Annotated in this window: 17 protein-coding genes; 5 read left to right on the forward strand and 12 right to left on the reverse strand. The window is 30.6% G+C overall.

Annotated features, from left to right (window positions below):
• Positions 1–3: 3 nt before the first annotated feature.
• The 8 genes from oppC to GOY08_RS03485 form a co-directional block, all read right to left on the reverse strand.
• Positions 4–930, reverse strand: coding sequence for an oligopeptide ABC transporter permease OppC (gene oppC, locus GOY08_RS03450; RefSeq protein ID WP_158997179.1), 927 nt, complete (start codon positions 928–930; stop codon positions 4–6).
• A gap of 14 nt (positions 931–944) precedes the next feature.
• Positions 945–1,865 carry an oligopeptide ABC transporter permease OppB gene (oppB, locus tag GOY08_RS03455; RefSeq protein ID WP_158997181.1) on the reverse strand — a complete coding sequence of 307 codons (921 nt, stop codon included), beginning with the start codon at positions 1,863–1,865 and terminating at the stop codon, positions 945–947.
• Positions 1,866–1,956: 91 nt separating this feature from the next.
• A complete protein-coding gene (locus tag GOY08_RS03460; RefSeq protein ID WP_158997183.1) occupies positions 1,957–3,612 on the reverse strand; it encodes a peptide ABC transporter substrate-binding protein in 1,656 nt (551 codons plus the stop codon).
• A gap of 387 nt (positions 3,613–3,999) precedes the next feature.
• Positions 4,000–7,512, reverse strand: coding sequence for a methionine synthase (gene metH / locus GOY08_RS03465; protein ID WP_158997185.1), 3,513 nt, complete (start codon positions 7,510–7,512; stop codon positions 4,000–4,002).
• Between the two features lies 1 nt (position 7,513).
• The gene (locus GOY08_RS03470) at positions 7,514–7,804 is read right to left on the reverse strand and encodes a 2Fe-2S iron-sulfur cluster-binding protein (protein WP_158997187.1); all 291 of its coding nucleotides are present in this window, start codon (positions 7,802–7,804) and stop codon (positions 7,514–7,516) included.
• Positions 7,805–7,831: 27 nt separating this feature from the next.
• Positions 7,832–9,706: a bifunctional homocysteine S-methyltransferase/methylenetetrahydrofolate reductase gene (locus tag GOY08_RS03475; protein ID WP_158997189.1), complete on the reverse strand. Its 1,875-nt coding sequence runs from the start codon at positions 9,704–9,706 to the stop codon at positions 7,832–7,834.
• 165 nt (positions 9,707–9,871) lie between these two features.
• Positions 9,872–10,591, reverse strand: a complete 720-nt coding sequence (locus tag GOY08_RS03480; RefSeq protein WP_158997191.1) for a response regulator transcription factor — start codon at positions 10,589–10,591, stop codon at positions 9,872–9,874.
• Positions 10,557–11,522, reverse strand: a complete 966-nt coding sequence (locus GOY08_RS03485) for a sensor histidine kinase (protein ID WP_158997193.1) — start codon at positions 11,520–11,522, stop codon at positions 10,557–10,559. Before GOY08_RS03485 ends, GOY08_RS03480 begins: the two co-directional genes overlap by 35 nt.
• Between GOY08_RS03485 and GOY08_RS03490 the strand changes: the two genes are divergently transcribed.
• The 4 genes from GOY08_RS03490 to lipB are packed head-to-tail and all read left to right on the forward strand — an operon-like array spanning position 11,488 to position 16,627.
• Positions 11,488–13,851, forward strand: coding sequence for a lytic transglycosylase domain-containing protein (locus tag GOY08_RS03490; RefSeq protein WP_158997195.1), 2,364 nt, complete (start codon positions 11,488–11,490; stop codon positions 13,849–13,851). The two genes, GOY08_RS03485 and GOY08_RS03490, sit on opposite strands and share 35 nt — an antisense overlap.
• A gap of 23 nt (positions 13,852–13,874) precedes the next feature.
• A complete protein-coding gene (gene phnC / locus GOY08_RS03495; RefSeq protein WP_202914014.1) occupies positions 13,875–14,672 on the forward strand; it encodes a phosphonate ABC transporter ATP-binding protein in 798 nt (265 codons plus the stop codon).
• Positions 14,672–15,964 carry a phosphonate ABC transporter, permease protein PhnE gene (gene phnE / locus GOY08_RS03500; protein ID WP_202914015.1) on the forward strand — a complete coding sequence of 431 codons (1,293 nt, stop codon included), beginning with the start codon at positions 14,672–14,674 and terminating at the stop codon, positions 15,962–15,964. Before phnC ends, phnE begins: the two co-directional genes overlap by 1 nt.
• On the forward strand, positions 15,965–16,627 hold the full coding sequence (gene lipB / locus GOY08_RS03505; RefSeq protein ID WP_158997197.1) for a lipoyl(octanoyl) transferase LipB: 663 nt from the start codon (positions 15,965–15,967) through the stop codon (positions 16,625–16,627).
• Between the two features lie 19 nt (positions 16,628–16,646).
• Here lipB and GOY08_RS03510 read toward each other — a convergent pair whose 3' ends face one another.
• From GOY08_RS03510 to GOY08_RS03525, 4 genes are all read right to left on the reverse strand, one after another.
• On the reverse strand, positions 16,647–17,675 hold the full coding sequence (locus GOY08_RS03510; RefSeq protein ID WP_158997199.1) for a M48 family metallopeptidase: 1,029 nt from the start codon (positions 17,673–17,675) through the stop codon (positions 16,647–16,649).
• A gap of 4 nt (positions 17,676–17,679) precedes the next feature.
• Entirely contained in the window at positions 17,680–18,690 is a 1,011-nt protein-coding gene (locus GOY08_RS03515) for a YjgN family protein (RefSeq protein ID WP_158997200.1), read from the reverse strand.
• A 116-nt stretch (positions 18,691–18,806) separates the two neighbouring features.
• Positions 18,807–19,721 carry a cation diffusion facilitator family transporter gene (locus tag GOY08_RS03520; protein WP_158997201.1) on the reverse strand — a complete coding sequence of 305 codons (915 nt, stop codon included), beginning with the start codon at positions 19,719–19,721 and terminating at the stop codon, positions 18,807–18,809.
• A gap of 92 nt (positions 19,722–19,813) precedes the next feature.
• Positions 19,814–21,031, reverse strand: a complete 1,218-nt coding sequence (locus GOY08_RS03525) for a cation:dicarboxylate symporter family transporter (protein ID WP_158997203.1) — start codon at positions 21,029–21,031, stop codon at positions 19,814–19,816.
• 121 nt (positions 21,032–21,152) lie between these two features.
• Between GOY08_RS03525 and GOY08_RS03530 the strand changes: the two genes are divergently transcribed.
• Complete coding sequence (locus tag GOY08_RS03530) at positions 21,153–21,929, forward strand: exodeoxyribonuclease III (protein ID WP_158997205.1); 777 nt, start codon at positions 21,153–21,155, stop codon at positions 21,927–21,929.
• Positions 21,930–21,998 lie beyond the last annotated feature (69 nt).

Here is a 21,998-nt window from a genome sequence, read left to right on the forward strand (position 1 = left end):
TTTTTAACGGTCTTTAGGATCGAGAGCATCTCTGAGTCCATCACCAATAAAATTGAAGCAAAATAAAGTAACAACTAGAAAGGCAGCTGGAAAAACTAATCTCCACCAAGCAACTGTCACATTTTGAGCACCATCATTAATTAAAACTCCCCAGCTCGTAGCAGGTTCTTGCACTCCAAGTCCTAGAAAGCTTAAAAATGATTCTGTAAGAATTACTTGAGGAATTGTTAAAGTAACATAAACAATTACAATTCCTAAAACATTAGGAACAATATGTCGTAAAATTATAATAGGTGAACTAACTCCGCTTGCATGAGCCGCTTCAATAAATTCTTTTCCTTTTAAGGAAAGTGTTTGTCCTCTAACTATACGAGCCATATCAAGCCAATTTACAGCACCTATTGCAATAAAAATAAGAAAGATATTTCTGCCAAAAAAAGTCATTAATAAGATTACAAAAAACATAAATGGAAGTGAATATATGATATCTACAACACGCATCATAAAGCCATCAATTTTTCCACCTAAAAAACCAGCTGTTGCTCCATAAGCAATACCAATAACTACACTGACAATACTGGAAATAATACCGATTAACAGAGACATTCTTCCACCGTAAAGAGTTCTTGAAAAAACATCTCTCCCTAAATCATCTGTCCCAAAAAAATGTTTGGTACTAAAATCAGGAGCTAATCCAATTGAATTCCAATCAGTATCTTGCATCTCATAATGCGAAAAATAAGGAGCAAAGATGACTAATAAAGTAATGATAAAAAGAATACCAAGACTAACAACTGCTGCTTTATTTAAAGTTAACCGGCGAAAAGCATCTTTCCAAAGGCTTCTTCCTTTGATCTCTTTTTTCTGCACTATTTTTTCAAGAATGATAGCCTTTTTATTCACATTTGTTACATTCTGTATTGAAGTCATAAATCTAAGCCTCTTTAGTATTTTATTTTTGGATCTATCACAGCATATAAAACATCAACTATAAAATTAAATGCAATTATGAGAGCTCCTACTAAAATTACAGAGCCTAAAACTAAAGTATAATCACGGTTCAGTGCTCCTTTAACAAGATAACTTCCTAATCCAGGCAAACTAAATATCTGCTCAACAACAACTGAACCCGTTATTATTCCTGCTGTTGCTGGTCCTAAATAAGAAATAACAGGTAATAATGCTGGTCTTAAAGCATGGCGAAATAAAATTATTCTTGTAGGAATTCCTTTAGCTTTTGCAGTACGAATATAATTACTTTTTAAAACTTCAATCATACTCCCTCGCATAATTCTACTGATAATTGCAATTTGCGGTAAAGCAAGTGAGGTAACAGGGAGAATCATATTTTGGAAAGAGCCATCATTCCAACCACCAGCTGGAAGCCAGCCAAGAAATACAGCGAATAGTAAAGTAAACATTGGAGCTGTTACAAAACTTGGTATAGAAATGCCTGTCATAGACATACCTGTTGCTAGATAATCAACAAAAGTATTTTGTTTAAATGCAGCAAAAGAACCTACAAGTATTCCTACAACTACTGCAATAAACATTGCCCAGGCACCTAGCCATAATGAAACGGGAAATCCTTGATAAATAAGTTGATTAACGGTCCAGTCCGGATATTTAAAAGAAGGTCCAAAGTCGCCTTTAGCAAGTGACCATAAATAGTCTAGATATTGAATAAATATGGGATCATTTAAATGGTACTTAGCATTTAAATTAGCTTGTACCGCGGGACTTAATACTTTTTCTCCCGAAAAAGGGCCGCCTGGTGCAATTCGCATAAGAAAAAAAGATAAGGTAATAAGTATGATTAGTGTAGGCCATGCGCCTAAAAATCTTTTTATAGTATATGAAATCATATTAACTATGCCTCAAAATAAGTAAATTAAATTTTTATTACCTTAAAATCTTTCAATTAAAATGAAATTACAAAAGAATAACTATATTTTTTTATCGTATAGCAGAATTGGAACTATCAACAATATAGAAGTTCTTAGTATACATGTGATCCAAAGGATTTTCTCCACTATAACCTCCAACATGATTTTTGACAAGGTGCGTTGTTACATAAGTGTATAAGGAGATAATTGGGTAATCATTTAGCATCACAGATGAAGCTTGTTGCAATATTTCAGATCTTTTTGTTGGATTTGTTTCTAATGAAGCTTTTTGAATGAGTTCATCGTATTTTGGATTTTTATATTTTGGATTATTTTGCGGATTATGTGAAATAAAGAGATCCAAATATGTGCTAGGATCATTATAATCAGCTGACCATCCATCTCTTGCTGTTATAAAACGGCCTTCGTTTCTTTCAGTGAGAAATACTTTCCATTCTTGATTTACTAAATTCATTTTTAAACCGAGATTTTGTTCCCACATTGCTGCTAATGCAATTGCAACTTTTTTATGAAGAGCATTTGTATTGTACGTATAAGTTAACACTAATGGTTTTTCTTTAGAATAACCAGCTTCTTTATAAAGACGTTGTGCCTCAGCTATTCTTTGGGAAGCAGGAAATTTCTCCCAACTATAGGACTGTTGTTTATAAGAGGCCATACCAAATGGAACTATGTCGTATGATGGAAGTTCACCTCTTCCTGTTACTTTTTCAGTGAGGACTTTTCTATCTACTGCCATAGATAAAGCTTGTCTTAACTTAACATTATTTTTAAAAGGTTCTACATTTGTATTTAAGGAAACATAATATGTTGATAAAAAGGGATTCGCTTTTAGTTGTTTTCCAAGAGATTTTTTAAGATCTTTAAATTTGTCAGAAGGAATATCATATGTAATATCTAATTGACCAGTTTGATACATTTGCAATTCAGTATTTACATCTGAAATTGGAAAATAATTAGCACTTTCTATAACAGTTTTTGCATTATTCCAATACATTTTATTGCGTTCAGTTGTTATTTTATCGCCAATTTTCCAATACTTTAGTTTATATGCCCCAGAAGAAACCAAATTACCTGGTTGACTAAATTGATCTCCAAATTTTTCTACATTAGCTTTTTGAACGATTGATAAATTTTGGAAAGCTACAATTTTTAAAAAATAGGGACATGGTTTATTTAAAGAGAATTGAACAGTACTTTTATCTAGGGCTTTAACCCCTAATTCTTCTGGTTTCTTTTTTCCTGTAGTTATTTCTGGTGCATTTTTTATCATCAGAATTAATTCAGCATAAGCGGAGGCTAATTTAGGGTCTACTAAACGCCGGACAGAAAAAACAGCGTCATCAGCGGTAATTGGTGAACCGTCTGAGAATTTAGCTTCAGGTCGTATATGAAATGTATATGTTAATCCATCTTTGCTTATTTCCCACTTGTTAGCCACTCCAGGATTAATTTCTCCTTTTTCATTTTCTACCAGTAGACCTTCAAACAGATCGTATAAAACACGTGCACTGACAGTATCCTGAGCTTTTTGTGGATCTAATGAAGGAACTTCAGCACCTATTCCTACATTAAGAACTTGTTTAGAAGAAAGTTTAACACCAGCAGGTACTTCTGCAGCAAAGGCATTGGGAACAAATGATGTCCATGCAAATAATGAGGAAAAAAGAATGGCAGAAAAATTTGGTGTTTTTTTCAAAAGCATAGGATCTCCAGCAAGGAAAAAGTAGAGATGAAAATATTTTTTATCTATTGACTATTTAGCCGAATTTTATTCTTGTGTCAATTAAAAATATAAAATAAGTTTGAAATTCCTTGTTATCTCTAATATTAAATCATTTTTAATTTGTTCTTAATTAAGATAAATAGTTTAATTTATTTCTTTTCATTTTAATGAGATAAAGTTTACTTTCCTTCTTCTCTTGGTATTTCTATAATTTAAATGTAAATCTAAAATTTAATTGCTGAAAAGCTTTTCCTAAATAATACTCGACATGATCTTTGTAAAAAAAACTAAAATTTAAAAAAAAATTTAAATATTATAAAATTAATTTAAATTTAATGAATTATTAATTATGATGTAAAAATTTTTCTATGTTGAAAAATATCTTGCTTGAGGATGCCAACTTACTAATGCGCTAGTAGTTAGCTCAGGATGCATTTGAAAAGCTTCTGAAATAAATACACCTATTCTACTTGAGTCTAAAAGATTTAGTAAAGTTGCATTTCCTTCCATACTTGGGCAAGCAGGATAACCAAATGAATAACGTGATCCTTGATATCCTTGGCTAAAAAGTTGGCGCATATTTGTTGCATCTTTACTTACTATTCCCAATTCAGTTCTTATTCTTTTATGCAATAATTCAGCGAAAGCCTCGGTCAATTCTGTTCCAATTCCATGCATATAGTAGTAATCTGTTACGTTACCAGAATCATATAATTTTTTTGTTTGATTAGAAAACTCTTCACCTAAAGTAACAATTTGGATTCCTAAAGTATCAAATTCACCACTTCTTATGTTTCTAAACAAGTCTGATATACATAAAAGTTTCCCTGAGCTTTGGCGAGGAAATTCAAATTCAGCAATAATTTTATTTTTGTCAGAAGGATTAAATTTATTTTTATCATTAGGTTCATAAACAAATAATTTATTTTGATAAGAACATACTGGAAAATATCCGTAAATAGCTTTAGGTTGAAAAACTTTTTCAACAATTACTTTAGTCTTCCATTTATGAAATAAAGGATATGCTTTTTCTTGAAGGAGTTGATTGAAATCTAAATCACTTTTGGTACCTTGTGTAAATCCCCAGCGGCTACGAATTAATGCAAATTCATCAATAAAATTAAATAAATTTTTAATACTTTCTTCTATTACTTTTGTTCCCCAAAAAGGGGGATTTGGTATTTTTTCATTTTTTCTAATCCAAGGGCTTTGACCATTTTCATCTAGTTGAATAGAAGGAGATCCTTTTCTTATTATTTTAATTTTCTGTTCTTGTGGCTCTGAAGGAGTGGAATTATCCTGCGCTCGAGCATATTTTCTTATTGCATTTGCCTGTTCTAAAGTAAGTTCACCAGAAATTTCAGACAATTTTTCCATTATTTTTAAGCTTTCAAAAGCATCAAAAGCATAAAATACTTGCCCTTTATAAACAGCTTGGCAGTCTTTTTCGACGAATTCTCTTGTTAATGCCGCACCTCCAAGGATTACTGGTATAGTGTAGCCATGCATTGACATGTATTCAAGATTTTCTTTCATAATTGCGGTTGATTTAACTAATAATCCACTCATACCAATTGCATTTGCCCCAGAATTTTTATATTTTTCAAGAATAGATTCAATTGGTTGTTTTATTCCTAAATTTAGAATTTCAAACCCATTATTCGACAGAATAACATCCACCAAATTTTTACCAATATCATGGACATCTCCTTTCACTGTTGCGATGATCATTTTGCCTTTACTATAGCCTGTTTTTTTCTCCATATATGGCTCAATTACACTCACAGCAGCTTTCATCGCCTCAGCACTTTCTAAGACGAAAGGTAATTGCATTTCTCCTGCACCAAAACGTTCTCCAACTATTTTCATTCCGGAAAGTAAAATTTCATTAATTATTGTGAGGGGAGGATAAGATTTTAAAGCTTCTTTACAGTCTTCAACAATAAGCTGTTTTTCTCCATCTATAATATCTAGTTTTAATTTTTCTTCGATAGAAAGAGTGTTTCGTTTTATATTTTCAGAGGATGAATCTTTTTTCAAGTCAGAAAATTTTTGCAATATTACTTTTAATGGATCATAATTTTCTTTTCTGCGATCAAAAAGAAGATCTTCAAAAATATTTCTAACATCAGGCTCAATTTTTGCAACAGGAATAATTTTTGAAGCGTTTAATATAGCTAAATCTAGTCCATTTTTTACAGCATGATAAAGCATTAATGAATTTAAAATTTGTCTTGTGTAAGGAGTTAAGCCAAAACTTACATTTGATAGACCAAGAATAGTTTTTACACCCGGTAAACTTTCCTTAATTAATTTAATTCCATCCAGTGTAGCAATTGCAGATTTTCTGAACTCTTCATCACCACTACCAAGGGTAAAAGTCAAAGGATCAAATATAAGATCCCCAGGGTGAATGTGAAATTCATCAACAACTAAATTATAAATTCTTTTAGCTATTGCAAGCTTTTTTTCTGTGGTTTTTGCCATTCCTTCTTCATCTATTGTAAGAGCTACAACAGCAGCACCATATTCTTTGCAATATTTTAAAATTTCTCTTGCTTTTTCTTCGCCGTCTTCAAAATTAATGGAATTGATTATACATTTTCCAGGAGCAATTTGTAAGGCTTTTTCAATTACGGGCAATTCTGTTGAATCAATCATTATCGGAATATTTACTTGTGTTACAATTTTCTTAAGTAAATTTTCCATATCTTCTGTTTCGTTACGTGAAACATAAGCCACGCAAACATCTAAGATATGTGCGCCCTCTTTTAATTGACTTTTTGCAATTTGCACAAGGCCATCATAATCATTTATTGCCAATAGTTCTTTAAATTTTTTAGAACCATTTGCATTCGTTCTTTCGCCAACATACAAAGGTTTTGGTTCTAAATTTAATGGAACACTATTATATAAACTACTTACACTCTTTTCATATTTTCCTTTTCTAAAACCAGGATTAAGACTGCTTGCAAGATTTGCAAGTTCTTTAATGTGTTCTGGAGTTGTACCGCAACAACCACCAATAATATTTAAGGAAAAATCTTTAGCCATTAAGTTTACTTTATTAGCAAAATCTTTCGGTCCAAGGGGATAAACAGTTTTTCCTCCCACATTTTGTGGAAGACCAGCATTAGGAAGAACACTTAATGCAAAAGGCGAGGCTTCTGCTAAATAAGCAATATGCTGACGCATTTCATCGGGTCCTGTTGCACAATTCATTCCTAAAACGTCGATTTCAAGTGTTTCGATTGATGTTAATGCAGTTTGAATATCACTGCCAACAAGCATGGTGCCAGAAGTTTCTATTGTAACTTGAGACCATATAGGAATTTTTTTGTTTAGTTCTTTCATAGCAGATTTTGCTGCTCTAATAGCAACTTTAACCTGATTAATATCTTGTGAAGTTTCAATTAATATTGCATCTACTCCACCTTTAATTAAGCCTAGCATTTGTTTTTTGTAACTTTGAAATAAGGTTTGATAATCAATTTGCAAAAGAGAAATCAGTTTTGTTCCTGGTCCTACACTGCCAATAACGTATTTATTATCATGAAAGCTAGTTGCAACTTCTCTAGCTAATTTTGCTGCAATAATATTTAATTCTTCAGTTCTATGTGATAAATTAAATTCACTTAACACAATTTCATTACAGCCAAATGTGTTAGTTTCGACTGCATCAGATCCATTTATAAAGTAATTATGATGGATTTCTTGAATCCATTTTGTTCTTCTTTCGTTTAATAATTCTACACAACCATCATATTCTAACCCACCATAATCTTCAATAGTTGGGTTAAAATTAAAAATTTGTGTACCCATAGCTCCATCAAGTACTAATACTTTTTCTTTAATTAAATCAGAAATTTTTTTTTTCATTTCATAAACCTATATAATTGATTGAGCAATTACCATTTATTTTTATCTGACAACCTAAGCGTTCATCTTTATTTGCAGAAATAGATTCAAGGAAATCTTTTTCTTCTCTTTCCATCGTTGAGATATTTTCTATTCCTTCTTCAATTTTTATTCGACAAGTTCCACAAGTACCTGTTCTGCATCCAAAAGTAACATCGGCACCACAAGAATCAACAATTTCTTGAAAAGTAGTTCCAATAGGGGCTTCTACTTCCATATCTTCCAATACAAAATAAATGATTGGTTTTGTCATGCTATTTCCTATTTTATGATAAATAATTTAAAGTAAACGAAGTGCAAATTCTACATTTCCTAAAGGAGCACTTATTTGTAAACCTTGTACAGATGATTTAATTTCATCAATAAGCTCCTTAGCAATTGCTATTCCTTCATCCATTTGTTCTTCTGAAGTTTTACATCTCCGCATGCGATCTAAAATTGCATTTGGGACATACACTCCAGGAACTTCATTAGCCATAAATTCGGCATTACGTAGACTTTTTAATGGCCATATTCCTGCTATAATTGGTATTTTAAATTTTGAAGAAAATTCTAAAAATTTGAATAAAGAAACAGAATCAAAAACAGGTTGAGTAATTGCCCATTCAGCACCAGCTTCTACTTTATATTTAAATCGTGATTTTTCTTTCTCCAAGTCCGAGGCTACAGGATTCGCTCCTACTCCGACACTCATGCAAGTCGGTCTGCCAATACTGGAACCACCTAGGTCAAGTCCAGAATTTAATCTTGTTACCATATTTACTAATCCAATAGCATCGATGTCAAAAACAGCTGTAGCATTTGGATAAGGTCCCATTTTGGGAGGATCGCCAGTGATGCATAAAATATTTTTTATACCTAACCCTGCAGCACCTAAAAGATCGCTTTGAATGCCTAGAAGATTTCTATCTCTGCAGGCATAATGTAATACAGTTTCAATACCAATTTCTCGCTCAATAATACACGCAGTTGCTAATGAACTCATTCTAGCAGATGCTCTCGGACCATCTGGTATATTTATGGCATCTATTTTATTTTCTTTACAAATTTTTGCACGTTCAAGAATTTTTTCAATTTCTAATCCCTTTGGAGGAAGTAATTCAACACTGGTAACAAATTTTCCATCAATTATTTTTTGTGCCCAATTACTTTGTAAAACTCTTGGTACATTTGTGATGTGAACATGAATTTTATTTTCTTCTTTTGTTTCAACATTTTTTATTTGCTCGGTTAAATCAAACGCCTTTGCTTGACGAATGGCTCCAGACATTATTTTAGTGTGTGCTGGAGAAGTTCCACTACTACCACCAAGAAGTCTCGCTCCTCTGAGTAAAGCTTGGCGAGCAAATTCTCCCATATATTCAGGGCTTGCCATATAAATGAGGCGTCCATCAACCATCCGTGGTTGGCCTGCGTTTGGATAAAGTATAATTGGTTTTTGTGTTGATTGTTTGAGTTTTTTTAATATTTCTAACATGGGAGCAGGACCATTTCCGCCATCTATGCCAACGACATCTGCACCCCATTCATCCAGTTTTTGTGTAAACCAAGCTGGTTCTGTACCAAATAAACTATTACCATCTTCATTTACACTCATCATAGCAATGATTGGATAATCACCTAATTCTTTAATTGCTAAAATAGCTTGATGAATTTCGGATAAATCTGGAAATCCTTCAAGAATAAATAAATCAACAGCACCATTTATCAATGCATTTGCTTGCTCTTTAAAAGTATTTTTTGCTTCATCTAAAGAAGTTGGTCCCCATGGCTCGATTCTGACTCCTAGAGGTCCTATGCTTCCAGCAACCCAGCAGTTTGTTGATGCTGCTTTGCGGGCTATTTCTGCCCCTTTAAAGTTTATTTCCTCAGCTTTTTTTTCTAGACCAAAGGATTTTAATTTATAATAATTAGCTCCCCATGTATTTGTACTAATAATTTGAGCGCCCGCATTAATAAATTCTGAATGAATTTGAAAAACGAGTTCTGGTTGTGAGAGATTTACTTCTTCAAAGGATTTATTTATAAATATTCCTTTTTCATAGAGAAGAGTTCCAGTGGAACCTCCCAATAAAATACACTCTCCTTTTTTTAAACAGGAACGAAAAGAACGCAAACATTTTTGCTTAGAATTAGCAGAAAAAGAATTAGGCATATTTTGACCCACTCCAGAAAATTTTGTCTCACAGTGGAAACCACACAACACAGCCAAATGGCGAGAGAACAAAAGAGTTTAGGTAAACAAAAATGAAAATTTTTGTGCAATGTAGAACATTGTGATAAAAATTATGACATGAAATTTTTCTAGGAGCAAGTATAGTTATACTTCTTTAAGTGGAATGTAGGTGTAACCAACACCTCTTACAGAATGAATGAATTCTGGTTTAGCAGGATTTTTTTCAATATATTTTCTTAATTTTCCTACAAATACATCGACAGTTCTTGTTTCTATTATTGCATCGTACTGCCAAACTTTATGTAGTAAATCATTTCTTGTTAGAATCTTATTTGCATTTTCTAAAAATACTTGCACCAATAAACCCTCAGTTGGGGAAATTCTATGAACTATTCCATCATTTCTAGTAATAGTAAGGCGTTCCATATCAAAAATTGTATTACCAAAAGCTCTTGGAGTTAGTGCAATTTCAGTTTTATACCATTTTTTTCTTTGAACTAATCTTTTTACCCGTAAGATTATTTCTGATAAGTTAAAGGGTTTTGTTACATAATCATCAGCTCCTAGTTCAAACGCTTTTATTCTGTCATTTTCAAGGCTTTTTGCGCTTAAAACTAATATAGGAATTCTTTCAGCAAGTATTCTTGTTTTTTTTAAAATTTCATAACCATCTAATTGAGGTAACATTAAATCCAAAATAATAGTGGAGATTTTTTCAAAATTTATTTTTATAAACTCTAATGCTTCATATCCATTAGAAAGTAAAATAACTTCAAAACCTTCTGCTTCAAAATTATATAATAATCCTTCACCAATTGCTTCTTCATCCTCAACTATGAGAAGAAAGTCTTTGGAGTTCGACATAAAATGTACATCCTTTGTTTAAACCATCACTGACTGCAAATATTTTTCCGTGATGTTCTTTTACGATTGATAAACAAACAAAAAGTCCAAGACCTGATCCTTGAATTTTTACTTTCAAATTTCGTTCAATTCTATAAAATTTCTTGAATATTTTTTTTAAATGATTTTTCTCAATACCAACACCGTTGTCTTTTATAAATACTTGAATAAAATCTTTTTTCAAAAGAACCCCTGCTTGAATCATACCACCTTTTTCTGTGTATTTAACTGCATTATCAAGGAGATTATCAAATAGCATAGTTAAATGATAGGGATTTCCCCAAATAAAAAAAGCATTTTCCATATCAGCAGATAAATTTTGAAATTCAAAAGTACGTAATTCACTAAACCTATCTTTAACTCTATTGAAACAAGTGTTAAGTAATTCACTTAAATTAACCTTACTATGTATTAATGCGCTTTTATCCGACTCTAAGCGGGCGGAGATTAATACGGTATCAATCAATTTTTGTAACCTTTCAGTTTCTTTTAGGGTTCTTGTTAGAAATTTTTTTCTTTCATCCTCTGTCACGTTGCGCAGTAGCATTGTTTCAGCATAAAGCCTTATACTGGCGAGAGGGGTTTTTAATTCGTGGGTGACATTGCTTAAAATGGCATCTTGCATTTTTGTAATTCTTGAAAGTCGCCTTTGACTGACAAAAATCATGTATAATGCAATAAGGATAAAACCCATTAATATGCAACCTTGAGATAAAATAACCCACTGACCCGAATTCGTAGCTGCAACAGGAAATTTTTCTATGAAGGTATTTATTTCTTGGCTTCTTAAGATGTACCATCTGATCCAGACAAACATAAGTAAGCCCCAACAAATTTGGGCGCCGATGAGGATTGAGATGGGATGTAAAAGCCATTTTAGTTTTTTCAACATATTTTACCCTTTAGCAATTGCAATAGCAGGTTGCCTAAGCAGTATACCTGAAATATACGGTTTAGAAAGCTCGAATTCAGAAGTAATAGGTAAAAAATATATTACCTTTTATCAAGATTTTTTGCGAAATAAAAAACAAGAGGAAATTAAACATTTAGATGAAATAAAAAAACAAATTGGCAAGGAAAAAAATGGGCAAGAAAAAATATTTCTTTTTTTGGGGCTACTCAATAATGCAGGAGATATTTTACAAGATGATTATGTTGAATTTGCTAGAAAAAGTATTCAACAATCTAAAATAAAAATGACTGATATACAAAATCATCTTTATCGTATCTATTATGCAAATTATTTATATTTGAAGAAAGATTATGCAGGAGCAATTTTATTATTAAAACCAATAGCAAAACAAAATAAACTGGTTGTTTTTCAAATGATAGCCCCATTATATTTAGATGCATTATTAGATGCAGGACTTAAAGCAGAGGCAATTGATTATTATAAATCTTATGGAAATATTATTGAGCAATATACAAATTGGGAAAAAATGAATGAAGTGTTAGTTAAGTTATCGCAAGCTTCATTGTTTTTTAGTCAATTTAACCAAGCGCTCGCTTTTTTAAAAAAACCACTTCTTTTCTATCCGTTAGAAAAATCTGGTAGAGATGCTATGGATATTGTTTCAAAAATTGAATGTTCAGGAGGAAGTTTAGGAAGTCTTTATTTTCGTGAAGAAAATCTTCAATATCTTTCAAAAGAAGTGTATAAACGTATAGGGAAACAACCTGATTCTCGGAACTATATTTTAGCATTAGTAGGAATAAATCCCTTCAATCCAGTGCCATCAAGACCTTTTGAGCAACTTTCTAGTCAAGAAAAAGATAAAATATTAGGAAATACTGAATTGTTACTTTCCGCAAGGGAATATAGTTTAGCTGATCATGTCTTAAATTATCTTTCTGAAAATGGGAATTATTCAGATTTAAATATCAAAGATCGTATTTTAGATATGCGAGGAAGAGTATTTAATGCTTTAAATCAACCAATTAAAGCATCTCAAGTTTACTTTAAATTATTCACAGAAATTCCAAATTCGAAGTTTGCTGAGATTGCTAAAATGAAGTACGCAGTATCTCTTCATTACGCAAGAAATCATATTGAGGCAGCTGAATTTGCTAAGAAAAATTATATATTCTCAACTATTGAAGAACAAAATTGGTTTATTTTATGGGAATATATCTTAGCAAAAAAATATGATGAAGCTGAAAGTGTTGCAATAAATTTTTTAAATCAAAGTAAAAAAGAATCTGTAAATATTAAATTCCAGTATTGGCTTTCAGTAATTCAGTATGAAAAAGGTATGAGAGAAGAAGCAAAAAAAACATATCAATCTATTGCAAAGAGAACAACAGAATATCCTTATTCCATATTTTCAAGATGGAAATTAAATAATTACAATTATAAAAACCAAAATATCAGTGAAAATTTAGGAATTAAAGATTATTACTCAAGAAAATCAAATCCATTTTTGAAAAGAAAAATAAAAGACAAAAACTTAGAAGAAATTAGAAAACTTATATTAAGTGATTTAGAAGATGTAGCAATTATATATATTAAAAAAATTAACACAAAAAAGATGAAGAAAAATCAGGTAGTGCTATTAGCAAATTTAGCTTATGCTGCAAAAGACTTTAAAATGTCTTCGGATTTAGCAAGAAATAATTTTGTCAATACTTTAGAAGAATATGGAGTTGACGAATTATGGACTGAAAAAACTAACTTCTGGAAGTTAAATTACCCTTTAGCATATTGGAAAGATATCCAAAATGCAGCAAAATTAGCTGATATTGATCCGTTATGGTTACTTTCAATTATGCGTGCCGAATCTCTTTACTATCCAACTGCTGAGAGTTCAGTTGGAGCAATAGGATTAATGCAAATCATGCCTTATACCGGCATGAACATTTCTAAACATATTGGTAAAGAAAATTTTAATATAAGCTTGTTAAAGGAACCTTCACAATCAATTGCTTATGCTGCATGGTATTTACGAATGTTATTAAAAATCTATAAAGGTAATTATTTATTGGCTACTGCAGCATATAATGGAGGTCCTGAAGCAGTAAATCGATGGATAGGACAAAACAATTCTTTAACAATTGATGAATTTTATGAAAATATTCCATTTCAAGAAACAAAAAAATACGTGGCAAAAGTGTTGGGATATCTTGACATTTATTATAGAGTGCAACTAGGAAATAGTGATGGTTATAATTTGGATTTTGGGGATTCTCTCCCAGATCCTTTTACAAAACTAAATATTTTTTAGCCGCTTTATAAAGGGGTTCCCTTGTGACTTTGCAGCAAATGCAAAATAATGATTTTATTTTGCAAGTAGATAATATTGTAAAAACTTATCCAAATGGAACAAAAGCATTAAAAGGAATATCTTTTCAGGTACCAAAAGGAGCTTTCCTTTCAGTCATAGGTCTTTCAGGTTCAGGCAAATCTACCCTTCTTAGATGTATAAATCGTATACATGAACCCACTGCAGGAACAGTTTATTTTGAAGGCCAAGATATTACTCATGTTAAAGAACGTGAGCTCAGAGAAATAAGAAAAAAAATAGGAATGGTTTTTCAACATTTTAACTTAATAAATAGAAGAAATGTTTTAAACAATGTCCTTATGGGTAAATTAGGAGATTTGAACAACCACTTTTTAGGAGGAATTTTTAAAAAGTGGCCATCTGAATGGGTCGATGAAGCTTATTCTGCTTTAAAAATAGTTGGTATAGCTGACAAAGCGTTAGTTCGAGCGGACGGGTTATCTGGTGGGCAAAAACAAAGGGTCGCCATTGCTAGAACATTAATTCAAAATCCGCATCTTTTATTAGCAGATGAGCCAGTAGCTTCTTTAGACCCTACGACCAGTTATTCTGTTATGAATTATTTAAAAGATTTGAATACTAAAAGAAATATAACTGTTGTTTGTAACTTACATTTTTTAAGTTTAGTTAGGGATTACTCAACCCATGTAATTGCATTAAAAAATGGAGAAAAAGTATTTGAAGGAAAGCCATCAGATATTTCTGAAAAATGGTTTAAAGATATTTATGGTGCTGATGCGAAAGAAGTGGAGATACATTAATGAAATTCCCTTCGTTTATACCAATGATTGAATCAAAACGGAAAAAAAGAGAATTAGCAGGCTTACTAATTGAAATGTTAGTTTGGGCTTATTTCTTAATTTTTATTTTTAAAATATTAGTATTTTCAATCATACTTCCTATCTTAGAAAATTTTGCTTATGCAGAAAAATCAAATCAATTTGCTTTAAATATTATCCAAAAATTAAATTTTGACAGCAGATACTTTGAATTTCCTTGGAGTTGGTTTTTAGGTTTATCTTTTATAGGTTTTGGTATCGGTGTTTTAGTTTCTTTAAAATGTAAGGGTTTTGGATCATGGGTAGCAAGCTTATCAAAATTGCAAGTAACAGATCCAAACGATTATTTAAAAATTCAGAAACATTGGAAATTTGCGAAATTTGAGGCGTATTTTTTAGTATTCATTACATTAATAACAGGAATTGTAATTGTAAATGTAAGTTTTTTGAAAATAGTTCAAATAGATGGTTTATTAGGTGCTGGCAGACTCACTTTGCAACTTACTTGCGGCATTCCTGGAGTAGGTGAGCATTTTTTATTTGGTTCTTTTTACGATTTATTACAATCTTTTTTTAATTTACTGTTACGTTTGCATAATTCTATTTTTGCCAATCATGTGGAGTATTTTAATATTCCATGTGTACCGAATGATTTAACTTACTTTGGCAAAGCATTAAGTAAATTAGCAGAATCTATTTATTTAGCATTTTTAGCAACATTTTTTAGTATTCCTATAGCGTTTGTCTTATCTTTTTTTGCTTCTAGAAATTTAACACGCCATAGTTATGCTATGCGTTCTCTTTATTTCTTGATTCGCTCTTATATGAATATCACAAGGTCGATTGAACCTTTAATTTGGGCTATTTTATTTTCAGTATGGATTGGGATTGGTCCTTTTGCGGGTGCATTAGCTTTGATGGTTCATAGTGTTTCCAGTCTTGTGAAACAATATTCAGAAGCAATTGAAACTGTTGATGAAGGCCCAATAGAAGCCTTGCAAGTGACAGGTGCAAGTCGTATTGCAGTTGTTTGGTTTTCCGTTGTACCGCAAGTTATTCTTCCATTTCTTGCATTTACAATTTATAGATGGGATATCAATGTAAGAATGGCTACCGTGATAGGACTTGTAGGCGGTGGTGGAATTGGTAGTATTTTGATCCAGGAACAAATGCTAGCACGTTGGACACAGGTGGGAAGTCTTGCTTTTCTTATCTTCTTAGTTGTCTGGTGCATGGATTTCTTATCTGCAAGGATTCGCGAGGCAATACAATAAGTGCAAATAAAATATTTAGGACTTTTACCATACTCAGATACTTTAGGAATAATGGAGTCCATCCATTCAGAAATTGTTAATAATCCTTCACAAGAAGGAATTATTCTTGTTGTGCAACATCCGCCAACAGTTACTATGGGAAAACGTGAGTTATACACAGATATGCTCGTACCACCTGAACAATTAAAGTATAAAGGCGTAGCTTTTCATAAAATAGATCGGGGTGGTAGTGTTACTGTTCATGAACCTGGGCAAATTGTAATTTATCCAATTTTTCAAATTCATGAATATCAACAAACTGTGCGTTCTTATGTAAATTTATTAGAAGAAGCAATGATAGAAACAGCTGCTTTATATGGGGTAAAAGTACAAAGAGATGAAATAAATCCAGGGGTATGGGTAGGAAAAAATAAAATAGGTGCAATAGGGATTCGAATTAAAGATAAAGTGACAAAACATGGAATTGCTTTCAATGTTGTAAATTCTCTTGAAACTTTTTCAAATATTATTCCTTGTGGATTACATGGCAGAGGAGTAATAAATCTGCAACAAGCTATTAAAGATCTACCCACAAATAATAGAAAAATCCCTTTATTGGATTATCATGATGTGGAAAAATATCTGGCACAAACCATAAATAATAAATTAACTATGTTAAATTAAAAAAAATAATACAACAAAATTATTCTTTCAAAGCAGCAAGTATTTTTTCCTTTCTTTCCTCTATTGTAGGATGAGTTGAAAATATTTCTAATAGGTAAAATATTATTTTTTCACTTTGAGTTTGGGGAGCATTATTTTCAATATTTTTTAATGCATAAATGAGTAATTCAGGGGATAATTTAGCGGATTGTAAATTTTTTGCAGCAAAAATATCTGCTTGATGTTCAAATTTTTTTGAATATTTGTTTTCTAAAATAGCTCCATAAAATGAAGTTAATGTTGATGAAAAATCTCCTAGTATTGCCGAAATAAAAAAGCCAATAAAAGTAGATCTTATCGCTTGTGCAATTGAATGTTTATATTTAAGATGTCCAATTTCGTGGAGTAAAACAGCAGTTATTTCATCATGGTCACAAAGATTTATTAATTCGTCAGTTATAATTACATTTTCTGAGGTTAATGCAAAGGCATTAGGACCAAGTTCTTTACTTGAAAAAAAATGAAGTTTAAAATTGGGTAAGTTATTTTTTTCTTTAATGTTATTTATTCTTTCTAAAATAGATTCTTTTTTTTCTTTTGAAATTTTACTTTCAACTAAAAAATTTGAATTTTGAAAATATTCAAGAACATTATTATCAATTTTTTGTAAGTAAACAGAAGGAACATTCTGGGATAAAATATATGAAAGCCCGGGGATAAAAAAATTGTAAGAAACAATTAAAAAGCTTATTAAAAGTAAAGTTAATAAAAAAATTTTAGAGAAACTTTTTTCAAAGCTAAATGCATTTGCAATTTTTTTAATGGAATTTTTTCTAATCCATTGTTCTATCATCATATCATTTTTAAAATGGCATTGACTTCCATTTGTAAAGAAAAAATATCTATTCCCATCAGCAACTTGTGTTGTATATTTAATATTTGAACTAGTATTGACAATGTATAAGGTATCATTTTGGATATTAAGTTCATTATTTTGAATTTTAATTTTTACAAAATGAGTTTTTGATGACCGCCCATCATAATACTTGCCATCAAATTCTCTTTCCATAAAATTATACTCCTATATCAATTCCAAATAAACTACTTGTTATTTCTGATGATTGAGAAAGAATTTCATTGCTATTATTTATAGCTTCAATGTTGAAAGAAATTTCTTCATATACTTCTAAATTTAGATTATTTAGAAGAAATTTTTTTAAATTTATTTCTGCAAATGGTAAATATAACCCAAAAGTTATTACTATTAAAATTGTGTTAATGATATTAATAAAAAAATATTTTTTAAAACTTATATTTGTAAAAAATCTATTATTGCTGATTGAGAGATTATTTATAACTAATTTATAAAAAGCTAAAGTTATATATACAAAATTAACTATAAATGTAATTGCTGTTGCAAAATTAAATATGGAACTTCTTGAGTTTTCAGAACCGAAAAGAAGATAAAAAATACCAAAAATAGAAAAAATTAATACTGATATTCCAATAATTTTTAGATATACAAAATAGAAGTCTCTTGTTCTTGCTTTAATTTTAAAAAAAGTATCGCCAATTTTAATATTATTATATATTATTTCATTATATTTTTTCAGAGTATATGGAAAAAAAATAAAAATTGTGATTATATTAAGAAAGATATGGGAAAAAAAGAAGATATAAAACTTTTTTAGATTGCTTGAATAACTAAAATGAATTCCTTTGTAGCTTGTATTAGCTAAATGGTATTGCATAGATTTAGTAATTAAGAACGGGAAGAAAAGAAATGCTATTATAAATAATAGTGCAGCAACATTTGTGGATATATTTGATATTATAAAATATAATATAAAAAATATTAAAACAAAAATGTTTCCTTTTAAAATACCAATTGGATTTGCATGATAATTAAAGTGACTACCTTGGATGAAACTATTTTGCATAAAATATTGGGTTTTTCTGACTTTTGCCCAAGCATAATAAATGCCTAAAGTAAAAATAATTAAAATTGTATTCGTAATCCAAATCTTAAAATAATCTAAGCCAATTCCTGTAAAATTAAACTTTTCAATTTTTTTTTCTTCCATAACCATATCCATTTAAAATAAATTAACTACAAGCATCAAAATTTAATTATTTGGAGTTGATTTATTTGTCAATAAATATGTTTTTTTTATATAAATAAGAGCTTTAATATCTATAATTAATGTTTTTCTTCTTGATCGCAATTGACTCTTTCAAATTGAATAGTAACATGCGTAATTTTATGTTTTTCAGCTAATATTTTTTTTATTTCAAAAAGGAGTTCTTCTGAATTACTAATTTGGTTATTTACAATATGGCAGGTAAAATTAATTTTTCCAGAAGTGATAGCCCAGATATGTAAGTCATGTACGTCAGTAATTCCAGGAATTTTCTTAATTTCTTGTTTGATTGCTTCAATATCTGTTCCTTTTGGAACACCTTCTAACAATATATTAAAACTATCAGTAAGTAGGCTCCAAGTTCTTGGAAAAATCCAAAGCGCAATTAAAATTGCAATTATTGAATCCACCCATTTTATATTTGTGAAATGAATAATAATGGCAGCTATGATTACACCTACAGAACTAAGCATATCACTAAAAACTTCTAAATAAGCACCTTTTAAATTTAAGCTATGCTCTTTTCCATCACTTAAAATTTTCATACAAATAATATTAATAAGAAGACCTGCAATGGCCACCCAGAACATAATACCTGTTTTTATTGCAAAATTATCTTGATTAAAAAAGCGATTAAATGATTCATATAAAATATAAATACCAACAAAAATAAGCAAAAAAGAATTAAAAGAAGAAGCAAGTATTTCAAACCGGTAGTAACCAAAAGTTCTTTTGAGATCTGCTGGCTTTTTTGCTATTTTTATTGAGATGTAAGCAATTGCAATTCCTATTACGTCGGTTAGCATGTGTGCAGCATCAGAGATTAGGGCTAGACTGCCAGAAAGTATTCCTGCAAAAAGTTCAATACAAAAAAACAATCCAGTCAATACTAAAGCAAAGAAAAGAGGTTTTTCTTTAGAAACATGTGAATGATGATGCCCCTCATGAAACAAAGTATTCTTTTTCTTAAACATAAAACTCCCATTCTAAATTGTATTAATAAAATAAAATTTTATAGGATAAAATTCAATTTAAAACTGGGAAAAGATAACAAGTAATTTTTAAATCAATTGGCTATTTTAACTTCGTTTGGAGGAAGTGAAGTTTCATTTTTATTTTTATCACTTTTTTTCTTGAAAAAGTTAGAGCTAATTATTGCGAATGCTCCATTGCCTAATACATTACCTGCTGTATTTATAGGATCAAGAAGGATATAAATTGCTGTAATTAACCCACACATTTCACTTGAAAATCCAAGATATTTTTCTAAAATTGGTATCATTACTATAATTCCACCCCCCGGAATACCAGCAACACCAAATTTATTAAAAACAAACAAGATAGAAAAAATAAAAAAAGTGTACAAACTAGGAAAAGGGAGACCAAATGTTGCCATGATTGCAATTGCTATCATAGGTACAGCAATACTATCACCCACTAAATGAACATTGACTGTGGCTGGAACAATAGTACGTGAAATGTCAACTTGCCCTGTATTTTTTTCTGCTGCCTGTAAACTTAAAGGGAGGGCGGCCATACTAGACATAGTACTAAAACCCATCATTCCTGCAGGCAAAGCATTACGCATAAAAAAGAGAAATTTTTGAGGATTAAAACCAGCAGCTGCAAAATATAAGAAAGAAATATAAAGAACTTCAGCAATTAAAATAGCAATTACTAATGGAAAATAAGACTTAATGATAACGCCTAAAATTCCATCGCTTTCTAATTTAATAACAAAACCTAAGGCAAATAAAGGGAGTACTGGCACAAATAGTTTATTTAAAAATATGGTAACAGATGACCTCAATTTAATAGCAATTCTTTCAGCTTTTGCACTTTTGATGATTGAAAAAATAACTCCTGCTATAAATCCAGCAAATAATGAAGTATTATTTGATACTAGAGAGGGAAAATTGATTTCCCATAGAGGAGTTAAACTCCCACTAATATTTTGTGTTTCTTTTAAATCATGGAAATTGGTTAGAGCGTATTTTGAAACTCCATAACCTATAAATGTTGCAATAAAACCAGAAATACAAATAAAAATAAGTAATATAGAAATAAATTTAAGAACATTGGTTTTAAAAGATAATAGACATGAAAAAATACAACTAAATATGATAAATGGAAGAATAAATACGAGAATGCTTTTTAAAGTTAGGCTTATAGAATATAATGCTTGCTGAACAATTTCTGGAAGGGACGTCCCAAAAAAGAAGCCAAATAATAGAGTTATAATGAGTTTAAAAATAATACTGTTCAGTAATTTTTTGATAAGCATAAGCATATTATAACCTTAAGCAAAACGTGGAAAATATTGTCAGAATGACTGTTTGTAATTCTGTCCTAGATTATGGCCAGTCATCCTGTTTAACGAAATGGAAAATTGGAGTCAACAAATCATGCTATTGAATGTGTATTCCTGGAATTTAAATGGTATACGTGCGGCAAAAAAACAAGGATTTTTATCTTGGTTGCAAAATTCTGAAGCGGATTTTGTGTTTCTTCAGGAGGTAAGAGCAACACCGCAACAGCTTGAAGAGGACTTAATTTCCCCTAATCATTATCAAAGTTACTGGCACCCAGCAGAAAAAAAAGGGTACAGTGGAGTAGGTTTTTATTCAAAGATACCATTGAATGAAAGCGACATAGTTTATGGTATTGGGGACCCAGACATTGATAGAGAAGGGCGTTTTATAGGTGTTTTTTACAATAATATTTTTTTTGCTCATGCTTATTTTCCAAATAGTCAGCCTGAAGGCAAACGTCTAGACTACAAACTTAAATTTTGCCGTTGTATTGAAAATAAGTTGCAAGAAATAAGAAAAAAAGGTTTTTCAATAGTTTTAGGTGGAGATATCAATATAGCACATACAGAAATAGATTTAGCGAATCCAAAACAAAATATAAAAAATCCCGGTTTTTTACCTGAAGAAAGAAACTGGCTATCACATTTTTTGAAACTGGGTTATTTAGATGCATTTAGAATTTTTGAAAAAAGAGGAGGTTATTATACTTGGTGGAGTCAACGACCTGGTGTGCGAGAGAAGAATATAGGTTGGCGAATAGACGCACACTTTATTAGTGAATGCTTAAAAGATAAAGTATCGAATGCAATCATTCATGATAAAATTTATGGCTCTGATCATTGTCCTATTTCTCTTCAAATCAAGGTATAATTCTGTTAAAAAATTAGTTTTAACAGCAACCTATTAATATGACTAATTTTATGTTATTGCTAAATGCTT

The sequence above is a fragment of the Pigmentibacter ruber genome, assembly GCF_009792895.1.
Classification (GTDB): domain Bacteria; phylum Bdellovibrionota_B; class Oligoflexia; order Silvanigrellales; family Silvanigrellaceae; genus Silvanigrella; species Silvanigrella rubra.